We start from the raw sequence: 10,885 nt of genomic DNA on the forward strand, positions 1-10,885 counted from the left end.
GCCTCGATCACCCGCGCGACACCCTGCGATCAGCTCGCGCCGAACCCCGCCACGAACCGCCGCTGCCAGGGCGTCTCGACAGCCCGCGGGTGGTAGCCGGCGCGCACGTAGGCGACGGCGCGGTCGGCGGGCACCCCGTCGAGCACCGCGAGGCAGGCCAGCGCGGTGCCGGTGCGCCCGATCCCGCCACCGCAGGCCACCTCGACCCGCTCGTCCCCGGCCCGGTTCAGCGCCTCGACCAGTGCGTCCCGGAAGCCCGCCCGGTCGGCGGGCAGCCAGAAGTCGCGCCAGCGCACCCACCGCGCCGCCCACGGCGTCTCGGGCGGCGGCTCGCCGAGCAGGTACAACGCGAACTCCGGAACCGGGCCGCCGGGCAGCTGGCGGCGCAACCCGCGGCCGCGCACCAACCGGCCGGAAGGCAGCCGAAGCACCCCCGACCGGTCCTGCTCCCATGTCACCACGGCGCGACCGTAACAGTCCTTCGGAAGCCGTCGGCACCGTCGCAGACGGCTGGGGCGACTCCACGCGACTCGGGCTGGAGTCCGATGCCGCAGCACCGGTCGCGGACGCCGCACGGCAAGCATCGCGCTCAACGATGATCCGTTTTTGTGGACGCCTGACGTCGTTATAGGCACACCCAGCGTCCACAAAAACGGATCATCGAGCACGCCGACCCAAGCCGCCTTGCGCAGAACGTGATCGGTGGAGCAGAACGGACCCATGCCGGGTCTGAACTCGGCTCATCCGCGCGGTCGATGGGTTTCAGCCCAGCCGGTCGTTGAAGTCGCTTCCGAGCGCCGCCAGGCGTTTGCGGGCGTCCGAGTCGCCGTGGAGCCGCCAGCGCAGGAAGTCGGTGGTGGACTCGGCGACGCGCGCGAAGTCCGGGTCGGCCGGGGACATGAACGGGTTGCGGTGGGTGCCGGCCGGGAGCGTCAAGAACGCCTTCGGCCAGGGCACGGCGTCGTACGCGGCGAGCCCCTGATCGATCGTCACGACCCGGTCCCCCGCACCGTGGATGAACAGCATCGCCGCCGGGTCGCCCCGGAACGCCGCGCCGACGTCGCGGGCGCTGCCCGCCAGCACGATCCCGGCCTTCAGCCGCGGGTCCCGCCACTTACCCAGCGCCCCGACCGTGGTCATGCCGCCCAGCGAGTGCCCGCCGGCCGCGATCCGGTCCGGGTCGAGCCGGCCGTACAGCGGACCGCCCTGCTTCGCGTTGTCCGCGAGCAGCGCGTCGAGCACCGCCGTGACGTCCTGCGGCTGGTTGAGCAGATCCATCACGTCGAGCCTCGCCGCCGCGCCGTTGGTGTACGGGAACGTAGGCGCGGCCACCGCGAACCCGGCCACCACCCAGTGCGCGATCAGGTCCGCGTACTCCGACACGTGGCAGGTGTACCCGTGCACGAACACCACCAGCGGATGCCTGCCCCGGCCGGGCGGCAGGTGCACCTCGGTCGGCAGCGGCCGGTCCGCGCCCCGGGCGAGGCCGAGCCGCACCACCGTGGACGGCGCGGCCTCCGGCGCGGTCGGCGAGCCGCATCCGGCCAGCATGATGAGTCCCGCAGCGATGATCGCAGTCCGGCGGCGCACAGCGCCCTCCCCCGTCGTCGTATGGCGTCCTGAGGGAGGTACCCGGCGAGCCCGCGCCGGGGTTGTCCTTCGGCGACACCGATCGGATCGAGCCGGGCTCATGCCAAACCGTGGCGGCGGTTATGCTCGCGCACCATGATCTTCTCCCGGAAGCGGCGTCCCGATCACTCCGCCGCGACGGCGGCGTTCTGGGCGGCCTGGCCGCAGCTGCGCGCCCGGTCCGAGGCGGCGATCGCCGCCCGCGGCTTCCCCGACGACCTGGTCGCCGACCTCTCCGCCCGGGTCAACGACATCCACCCTGAGCTGGAGTGGGAGTTCAGCAAGGGCCGGGTGTCCGAGCACGCGTTCATCCTCAGCGCGGCCGGTGACCCGGCGCTGCGCGCGATCGCGTACCGCTGGCGGCAGGCGGCCCCGGCGGCCGACGTCACGTGGGAGTTCCACGACGCCCGGCAGGCCGAGCCGGAGATGTTCGAGGCTGCGTTGCAGATCGAGGGCCACCGGGTGGAGCTGGCCGAGCTGCGCTACGCCTTCAGCCTCGACGAGCCGCGCAGCGAGTACGACATCCTGGTCTTCCACCCCGTGTTCGCCGCGATGACGCAGAACGAGCGGCTTCGGCTGGCTTTCCTGTCGCTGGCGTGGCTGCTGGGCGAGGACGCGGTCGAGATCTGGATCGGGAGCGTCGACGTCGCCGCCGAGTGCCCGGCCGGGGCGCAGCCGCCGCAGCAGCTGGCCGCGGCGGTCGCGGAGCTGGCGGCGCAGTACCGCGACGAGACCTGGGTGCTGCTGGGCAGCAGCCCGGACGCCGAGGTCCCGCGCATCGCCACGACGCAGCGGCCGCTCAAGCCCGCCCGCTGGCCGCTGCTGGACACGCACGTCGCGATCACGCTGGCGTTCCGCGGCCGGGACAACGGCATGCCGGAACCGGACGCGCTCACCGCGCTGCGCGACTTCGAGGACCGGCTGCGGGAGGTGCTCGCCGACGCCGAGCTGATCGCGCACGAGACCAGCGCGGGGATGCGGACGTTCCACGTGTACGCCGACTCGGTCCGCTTCTCCGCCGACGCCGTCGAGAAGCTGGCCAAGGGCTGGTCCGGGCGGGCGAAGGTCAAGGTCGGCGCGGATCACGGCTGGGAGGGCGTGCGGCACCTGCGGCCGTGACCCCGCTCAGGTGCGCAGGGTCTGCCGGGGCGAGCGGCCGTACTCCTCCCGGTAGACGGCCGCGAAGCGGCTCAGGCTGGTGAAACCCCAGCGGCGGGCGACCGCGGCCACGGTGTCGCCACGGGTCGGGTCGGCGGTCTGCAGGTCGCGGTGGGCCCGGGACAGCCTGACCCGGCGCAGGTACGCCATCGGGGTGCTGTCGGCGTGCCGGGCGAACGCCGCCTGCAGCCCGCGGGAGGAGATCCCGGCCGCGTCGGCGATGTCCTCGACGGTCACCGGCTCGTGCGCGTGCGCGTCGATGAAGGCGACCGCGCGCCGCAGCGCCGCGGGCGCGACCCGGCCGGGCTCGCCGACGTAGCCGGTGGCGGTGGCGGTGTTGGGGAAGGTCGCGATGGCCGTGGTGGCGGCCAGGTCGACGGCGGCCGCGTGCACGAGCGGGTTGGCCAGCGGCGTGTCCGGAGTGTTGAGCGTGTGGAACAGGTACGCCATGGTGTCACGCCAGTGCCGGCCCGCCTCGGCGGAGATGGGGGCCATGCCGTCGAAGCGGAAGTCGGCCAGCGCGATGCCGGCGCGGGCCGCGACCCGGGCGACCCGGTCGACGGGCAGGCGCAGCAGCCGCAGGTCGAAGTCGCTCCAGCGGATGGTCAGCGGCATGCCGGTCGGGTAGAGGAAGGCCTCGCCGCGCATCGGCCGCAGTTCCTCGCGCCCGGCCCGGACGACGAGGTCGGCGTTCAGCGTCACCACGAACATCAGGTACGGCAGCGGGTCGGTGACCGTCTCCACCGTCGCGGTGTGCCGCACGCTGTCCATGCCCAGCTCACCGGCCTGCACCACGTGCTGCCGGAACCGGAAGTCCTCGGCGCCGCCGAACACCCGGTGCCGGTGCTCGATGTACGACTCGCGCAGCACCTCGTGGGCCGCGTCCACGTCCCCGGTCGCGAACTCGCGCGCGCGTACCCGCAGCGATACACCCTCAGCCATGTCACCCATCCCCGGTGCGGCGGCCCCGGCCGTGGTGGTCGGGGTGCCTACCCGGCAAACGAGGGTCCGGGGAACCGGGTGTTGCGCCGAGGGGACGTGACCTGCGTTCGCGTCCGGGACGGTCAGCCCGCGAGCGCGGCCGGGCGGGCGACGGTGACCACGGTGCCCTCGTGCCGGGCCTGCTCGGCGGCGAAGGTGGCCAGGTGGGAGTTGAGCGTCTGCGCCGGGCCGGACAGGATGAGCGCCGGGTCGCCGGTGGCCACCGCGGCGGTGAACGCGTCCATCAGCCCGGCGTCGCCGCCGCCGTGCCCGCCCGCGGCGTCGGCGCCGCCGGCGGTCGCCGGGTCGTGGCTGGTCGCGGTGCCGGTGGTGAAGTCGTGCACGGTCACGCTGACGGCGTCGCAGACCAGCTCGCCGCGGGTGCCGAAGACGCGGGTGCGCCGGTGGCCGCCGGTGTTGAAGGCGTTCATGGTGAACGACGCGGTCACCCCGCCGTCGAACTCCATCGCGACGACCTGGTGGTCGACGACGTCGTTGTCGCACGCGTACACGCAGCGGCCGTAGGGTCCTTCGCGCAGGGCGGCCGTGAGCGACTCCTCGGTGAAGACCGGGGTCACCACGGACAGCGGCCAGCCGTGCTCGCCGCGGGCCAGCCGGTCGCGGTAGAGGCGGGGGGCGGAGTACGGGCAGTCCGGCTCGACGGCGCAGTCCAGGCAGCGGTCCGCGGCGGCGGCCGGGCGGTTCTCGGGGCGGAAGTGGCGCAGCCCGCCGAAGCTGGACACGCGGGCGATGTCACGGCCGACGATGTGCTGCAGCCAGTCGATGTCGTGGCAGGACTTGGCCAGCAGCATGAAGCTGGACAGGTCCTCGCGCCGCCAGTTGCCGCGCACGAACGAGTGCGCCTGGTGCCAGAAGCCGACCGGCTCGTGGTGCTGCACCGACACCACGTCCCCGATCGCCCCGGCGTCGATCAGGTGCTTGACCAGCCGGGTGTACGGGGCGTACCGCAGCACGTGGCACACGGCGAGCAGCACACCGGCCTCGCGTACGGCGTCGACGATGCGCACGCACTCCTGCGGGGTCGGCGCGAGCGGCTTCTCCAGCATGATGTGCAGGCCGCGCGCGGCGGCGGCCACGGCCGGGTCGGCGTGCCCGGCGTCCTGGGTGGCGATGACGACCGCGTCGGCCGCGAGGTCCCCGTCGGCGAGCAGCTGCCGCCAGTCGTCGTGCAGCGCGGCCGGGTCGAGGCCGTGCGCCGCGGCGAAGCGGGCGCGCCGGTCGGGGTCGGGTTCGGCGACGGCGACGAACCGGGCCCGGTCGGGATGGGCCAGGGCCCAGCGGGCGTACGCGTTGCCGCGGTCACCCGCGCCGATCAGCGCCAGACGCACAGGGTTCACGTAATACTCCCGAAGATCGGTGCCCGGTCCCGGCCACTATAGGAACCGTTTTCTGCGACGGCAAGCAGCGGCCGGGCCCGGAACGTAGCACGTCCCTGGCCCGGCCGTCCCCTCCCCGCCCGCCGCGGGTGGAGCCTCAGACGCCCTTGGTGAAGGTGTCGCACTGGCGGCCGTCGCCGGTGCGGTAGCCGGTGTTGAACCAGTCGCTGCGCTGCTTGGCGGTGCCGTGGGTGAACTTGGACTCGTCGACCCGCCCGCCCGACTTCTCCTGGATCTTGTCGTCGCCGATCGCCGCCGCGGCCTCCAGGGCCTGGTCGATGTCCTGCTGGGTGACCGACTTGAAGATCGCGGTGCCCTTGTCGTCCTTGGTCTCCACGGCGTGCTTGGCCCACACCCCGGCCAGGCAGTCGGCCTGCAGCTCCAGCTTCACCGACAGCGCGTTGGCGTTACCCGGGTCGCGCTCGGACTGCCGCTGCACGTCGGCCGAGATGCCGAGCAGGTTCTGCAGGTGGTGGCCGTACTCGTGGGCCAGCACGTACGGCTGGGCGAACTGCCCGTCGGCGCCGAAGCGGCGGGCCAGCTCGTCGTAGAACGTCAGGTCGATGTACACCTGCTTGTCCGGCGGGCAGTAGAACGGGCCCACCCCGCTGTCGGCCGGGCCGCAGCCGGTGTTCACGGCCTGCGAGAAGAACACCGTGTCGGTCTGCTGGTACGGCTGCCCGAACGTCTCCGGCATGGCCTGCTGCCAGTACGCCTGGATCGAGTTCACGTACAGCGTGTTACGGCACTCGGCGTTGTCGAGCCGGTCCGGGTTCGCCGTCGAGCAGGTCTCGCTCACCCCCGGCCCGCCGTCGCCGCCGCCGAACAGCTGCGGGCCGAGGAAGGTCCCGGCCAGCGCCAGCCCGATCACGATCAGCGTGCCGAGCAGGCCGCCGCCGACCGGGATCGGGATGCCGCCGAGGCCACCGCCCCCTCCGCCGCCCCCGGATCCCCGGGCGTCGGTCACCTGGCTGGTATCGATGTCCGCGTTCTCGTTGAGGGTCATGCCGGCGCGATACCCCGCGCCGGCTGCCCCTTAACCGGTCACGACCCGGGCGCGAGGTCCATCACCGAGACCCGGCACACCGGCTCGCCCTCGACCACCACGGCGTGGATCTCCCGGTAGCCGGGACCGGCCTCCTTCGTGGTGATCCGGAAGTACGGCTCGCCGTCGCCGACCGAGACGAAGTTGTCCGGCAGGTCCACCTCGGCCAGCGAGTTCCACTGGTGCTCGTCGCGGAACGTCGGGGCCGTGTCGGCGGTGTACTGCTGGTAGTTCTCCCCCAGCCAGACCGCCGCGGCCCGGGTGCACGAGCCGTAGTACGTGCTCTCGTAGTCGTGCCGGGCCGTGGTGTAGCCGCCGGCCAGCGGGCTGAAGTACGAGTACTCGTACGGGTAGATGCGAGCGGAGGCGTAGAGGGCCTCGCCCTGGCCGAGCACCGCCGCGCCGATCAGCGCCCAGGCCAGCGCCGTGCGGCCGGAGTCGAACGACTCCCGCGCCCAGCGCACCAGCAGCACCGCGGCCAGCACGATCATGCCGGGCGCGACGAACAGGAACTGGCGCAGGCTGTTGTACAGCGTCGAGTGCGCCCCGATGATCAGCGCGAGCGGGACCAGGATGTACGCCCCGACCAGCAGCATCCGCCCGTCGAGCCGCCGCCGGCGGACCAGTCCCACGACCGCGGCCACCGCGCCCGCGACGGTCAGCGCGACCACGGGCAGCGGCGAGCCGATCACCAGCCACCAGGGGGCGTAGTACCAGGGCAGCTGCGTCGAGCGGACCATCTCGCCGCCGAACAGGATCTCGTTGTCCCAGTCGTACTTCGCCATCGACTCGACCGACGACAGCAGCCCGTCGACGGGGTTGGTCAGCAGGAACGGCCAGAACACCGACATCACCAGGTACGCCGTGGTGCCGATGGCCAGCATCGCGGTGAGCTGGTTGGTCAGCTCGGTGCGCAGCTCGCGCCCGCGCAGCTTGTACCCGTACCGGATCCAGAAGCCCGCCGACACCAGCGCCAGCAGCCCGAACCACAGCAGCGCGTTGACCCGGACGGAGCCCGCGAAGCCGATCGCCGCGCCGACCCCGGCCAGCTCCAGCACCTCGAACCGGCGGTCCGGCTGCCGCCAGCGCCGCATCAGCCGCAGCACCAGCCACAGCACCAGGACCATCGCCACGGCCAGCGGGATGTCCTTGGAGTTGTTCATCATCTGGCCGGTGTAGCGCGGGTACAGCGCGAGGCCGACCGCGGCGGCGAGCCCCGCCCACGCGCCGAGCCGGCCGCGTCCGGCCAGCTCCCGGGCGGCCAGCGCGGCGATCAGCATGCCGAGCACGCCGAACAGCCCGTTGACGATGGTGCGGGTGTTCCAGATCTCCCCGGTCAGGTACTGGAAGAACGCCACGATCAGCTCGAACCCGGAGCCGTGCTGCGGCATGTAGAGGTAGTCCGGAAAGTCCAGGAATGACCGGTCAGTGGTGCCGGACAGGTAGAACTTCAGCACCCTGGCGCCGTAGTCGTCCTGCATGTACTCGTCGTAGGTGCGGCCGTGGAAGCGGCCCTGCGCGACGGTGAAGCAGGACATCACCAGCAGCAGGGCGCCGAGCAGCAGGTGCGGTAGCCGCTCGCGCCACCACGGGGCGGCGGGCTCGGCGGCGACGGCGGGCGGGGCGTCGTCCGGGCTCGCGGTTTTCGGCTCGACGTCTACATCGGACACGGAGCTGCTCCTGAGGTATGGGGACGGGTGGGCGGCCGGGCCCGCCACCAGCAGGCCCCGGGCCCCGGGGCTGTGGGAACCGCGCCGCCCGGATCGACGGGTCCCTCACCGCAAGATTGTCGCCCAGCCTGCCGCCGAGCACCAGCCGCGCCCGCGCGCGTCCCGCTCAGCGGGGCAGTCCGCCGCCGAGCAGCCGGACCGTGAACCCGTCCGGCTCGCGCCGCAGGGAGACGTACGAGCAGATCTGGTGGGCCAACCACAGGCCCCAGCCGCCCGGGCTCGCCCCGGGGACCAGGCCGACGAGGGGGTCGGCGGGGCCGGGCCCCCGATCGGTCACCGTGACCACGATGCGGCCCGGCACGGCCCACAGCCGCAGCAGCACCGGCGGCCGGCCGTGCAGGATCGCGTTGGTGACCGTCTCGGTGGTCGCCAGCAGCAGGCCGCTGAGGTCGTCCTCGGCCAGGCCGGCGGTCGCCTGCAGCGCCACCAGCGCGCCGCGGGCCTGCCCGGTCGTCGGCGCGCTCAGCTCGATCGCGGGCGCGGTGTCCTCCAGCGGGTCGCGCCACGGCGTCACCCCCTCCGCCAGCAGGGCCAACGGGTCCTGGAAGGCGAGGTTGGCGGTATGCCCGAGCGGCGTGGCGATGTGCGGGTGGGTGCGCCGCACGAAGTCGAGCACCTCGTCCGGCGTGGTCCGGGTGTCGTACGGGCACAGCCCCCACATCGGGAAGTCGTCGTAGGCGTGGTTCACCGCCGCCTCGTAGCGCGCCCACCACTCCCACGGCACGCCCACACCCGGATGCGGCACGTCCCCGGCGACCCGGATCTGCGCGGCTCCGGCCGCCACGTGCGCGGCGAGCATCTCCCGGTACCGCTTGATCGCGCCGGCCGGACGCTGGTACTGCGCGTCCCCGCGGATGAAGATCACCCCGCTGTCGCCGCCCAGGGCGTCGCGGACCAGCCGCTCGTTGCGTTCGGCGAACACGGCCAGCGTGGGCTCGCCCTCGGCCACGCCGCCGGTGAGGAAGGGGATGACGACGGAGAGGAACTCCTCGTCGGATGCGTAGAACGCCGTCTCGTGGAAGAAGCCGCGGTGTTCCGCGGCCGCGCCCGTCCTCACGACACCTGCTCGTGCATCATCGACTCCCCGCACGTCAGGCAGGTACCCCGGACGTGTCCGCCCAACCTAACACGGGCATGTGAGATCGTCTCCGGTTCACCGACCGGCCGGAACCGCCCCGCGTCAGTCGACGGGTTCGCCGCTGAGGTGCGCGTACACCCCGGCCACCTGCAGCACGCGCAGCGCCATGCCGGCCGTGTTGACCAGGCGCAGGCCCTGGCCCGCCCCGACCGCGTCGTTGCGGGCCCGCACGAAGGCCCGGATGCCGGACGAATCGATGAACGTGACCGCGGTCATGTCCACCTCGACCGGCAGGCCCGGGTGCGCGGCCGCCGCCGTGGACAACCAGCCGTGCAGGTCGTCGGCCACGGCCAGGTCCACCTCGCCGCTCAGCGCGACGCGCACCACGCCGTCCGTCGCGACGACGTGGTGGCTCAGCTGAGGTGGTGGCAGGCTCACGCGAAGCTTTGTAGCACACCTGCCCGCGCGGGCGCTCGGGCGAGGTCAGCCGCCGACGTGGATGCCGGGCCGCCGGGACGGGTCGGCGTCGCGCTCGCGCAGGATCTCCCGGACCACCGGCGGGGTGTCGCCGCGGCCGAGGAACAGGTAGCGCAGCAGGTGGGTCAGCGGCGAGCCCTCGGACCACTCGAAGTAGCAGTGCGGGCGCACCCCGGTGGTGTCGCGCAGCGCGAGCAGGATCGCCGCGATGGCGTTCGGGGCGGCCGGGGCCGACGCCCGCAGCACCCTGTACTCGCCGACCTGCACGCCGGTCACCTGGAGCACGTCGGCGAACATCGACGGGTCCACCACGTCGATCTCCAGGAACAGCACGTCGGCGCGGCCCGGGACGGGGTTCATGCCGCGCTGCTCGCGCTCCTTGGCGGCGTACTCCGCGACGTCGCCCGCCTGGCGGCGGTTGGCGATCAGGTTGAGCTGCCCGTCGTGGTCGATCGAGTCGGTGACGAACCGCCGGGCGCGGGTGTCGAACTCGATGTGCTTGACGCGCAGCTCGGTGGTGCGGGCGGCGCGGGAGATCAGCGAGATCACCACGATCGCGGCGATGAACATCGCGGAGATGGCGATGCCGTCGGGTTTCTCGTGGATGTTCTCGCCGAGGGCGTACAGCAGGATCAGGGTGAGCACCGCGAACCCGGCGGTCGCCCATTTACGCCGGTAGCGGGCGGCCGAGATGGTGACCGCGACGCTGCCGGAGACCATCATCGCCAGGATGCCGGTGGCATACGCCCCGGCCTGCGCCTCCACGTCGGCCCCGAACGCGATGGTCACGCCCACGCAGACGACCGTGTAGACCAGCACCACCGGGCGGACCGCGCGAGCCCACTCCGGCGCCATGCCGTAGGAGGGCAGGTAGCGGGGCACGATGTTGACCAGGCCCGCCATCGCCGACGCGCCGGCAAACCACAGGATCAGGATCGTGCTGATGTCGTAGACGGTGCCGAAGCCCTCGCCGAGGTGCTCGTGCGCGAGGTACGCCAGCGCCCGGCCGTTGGCGGCGCCGCCCTCGGCGAACTCCTCCGCCGGGATCAGCACCGTGGTGACGAAGCTCGTCAGCAGCAGGTACACCGACATGATCAGCGCGGCCACGGTGAGCAGCTTGCGGGTGTTGCGCACCCGCGACGCCATCCGGGTGCGGCCGTCGGAGCCCTCGGCGGCGACCAGCGGCATCATGCTCACGCCGGTCTCGAAGCCGGACAGGCCCAGCACCAGCAGCGGGAACGCCAGCACCGCCGGGCCGAGCATCCCGCCGAACCCGCCGCCGCCGCTGGTCAGCGCGTCGGTCCAGCCCGACCAGGCGCCTGGGGTGGTGAACACCTCGACCAGGCCGTACCCCGCGATGATCGCGTTGAGGCCGAGGAAGACCGCGACC

10 protein-coding genes are annotated in these 10,885 nt (G+C 73.0%); 1 reads left to right on the plus strand and 9 read right to left on the minus strand.

Annotation, left to right across the window (positions count from 1 at the left end):
- Positions 1-29: 29 nt before the first annotated feature.
- Both Cco03nite_RS31890 and Cco03nite_RS31895 read right to left on the minus strand, forming a co-directional pair.
- Positions 30-461 carry a protein-tyrosine phosphatase family protein gene (locus tag Cco03nite_RS31890; protein WP_203697044.1) on the minus strand — a complete coding sequence of 144 codons (432 nt, stop codon included), beginning with the start codon at positions 459-461 and terminating at the stop codon, positions 30-32.
- 301 nt (positions 462-762) lie between these two features.
- Entirely contained in the window at positions 763-1,590 is an 828-nt protein-coding gene (locus Cco03nite_RS31895; RefSeq protein ID WP_203697046.1) for an alpha/beta hydrolase family protein, read from the minus strand.
- A 135-nt stretch (positions 1,591-1,725) separates the two neighbouring features.
- Between Cco03nite_RS31895 and Cco03nite_RS31900 the strand changes: the two genes are divergently transcribed.
- Complete coding sequence (locus Cco03nite_RS31900) at positions 1,726-2,748, plus strand: DUF695 domain-containing protein (RefSeq protein WP_203697048.1); 1,023 nt, start codon at positions 1,726-1,728, stop codon at positions 2,746-2,748.
- A gap of 6 nt (positions 2,749-2,754) precedes the next feature.
- Here Cco03nite_RS31900 and Cco03nite_RS31905 read toward each other — a convergent pair whose 3' ends face one another.
- The 7 genes from Cco03nite_RS31905 to Cco03nite_RS31935 all read right to left on the minus strand — a co-directional run.
- Entirely contained in the window at positions 2,755-3,729 is a 975-nt protein-coding gene (locus tag Cco03nite_RS31905; protein WP_203697050.1) for an AraC family transcriptional regulator, read from the minus strand.
- Between the two features lie 122 nt (positions 3,730-3,851).
- Positions 3,852-5,126 carry a Gfo/Idh/MocA family protein gene (locus tag Cco03nite_RS31910; protein WP_203697052.1) on the minus strand — a complete coding sequence of 425 codons (1,275 nt, stop codon included), beginning with the start codon at positions 5,124-5,126 and terminating at the stop codon, positions 3,852-3,854.
- A gap of 136 nt (positions 5,127-5,262) precedes the next feature.
- Positions 5,263-6,171 (minus strand): KPN_02809 family neutral zinc metallopeptidase, encoded by a 909-nt coding sequence (gene ypfJ, locus Cco03nite_RS31915; protein WP_203697054.1) that lies wholly within the window; start codon positions 6,169-6,171, stop codon positions 5,263-5,265.
- 38 nt (positions 6,172-6,209) lie between these two features.
- Positions 6,210-7,880, minus strand: coding sequence for a hypothetical protein (locus Cco03nite_RS31920; RefSeq protein ID WP_203697056.1), 1,671 nt, complete (start codon positions 7,878-7,880; stop codon positions 6,210-6,212).
- Between the two features lie 166 nt (positions 7,881-8,046).
- Positions 8,047-8,997, minus strand: coding sequence for an anti-sigma factor RsbA family regulatory protein (locus tag Cco03nite_RS31925; RefSeq protein WP_203697058.1), 951 nt, complete (start codon positions 8,995-8,997; stop codon positions 8,047-8,049).
- A 123-nt stretch (positions 8,998-9,120) separates the two neighbouring features.
- Positions 9,121-9,456: an STAS domain-containing protein gene (locus Cco03nite_RS31930; RefSeq protein ID WP_203697060.1), complete on the minus strand. Its 336-nt coding sequence runs from the start codon at positions 9,454-9,456 to the stop codon at positions 9,121-9,123.
- A 45-nt stretch (positions 9,457-9,501) separates the two neighbouring features.
- Positions 9,502-10,885, minus strand: a 1,384-nt coding sequence (locus Cco03nite_RS31935) for an APC family permease (RefSeq protein WP_203697062.1), incomplete at its 5' end; no start/stop codon positions are given.

Source organism: Catellatospora coxensis (assembly GCF_016862635.1).
In the GTDB taxonomy this organism is placed as follows: Bacteria; Actinomycetota; Actinomycetes; order Mycobacteriales; family Micromonosporaceae; genus Catellatospora; species Catellatospora coxensis.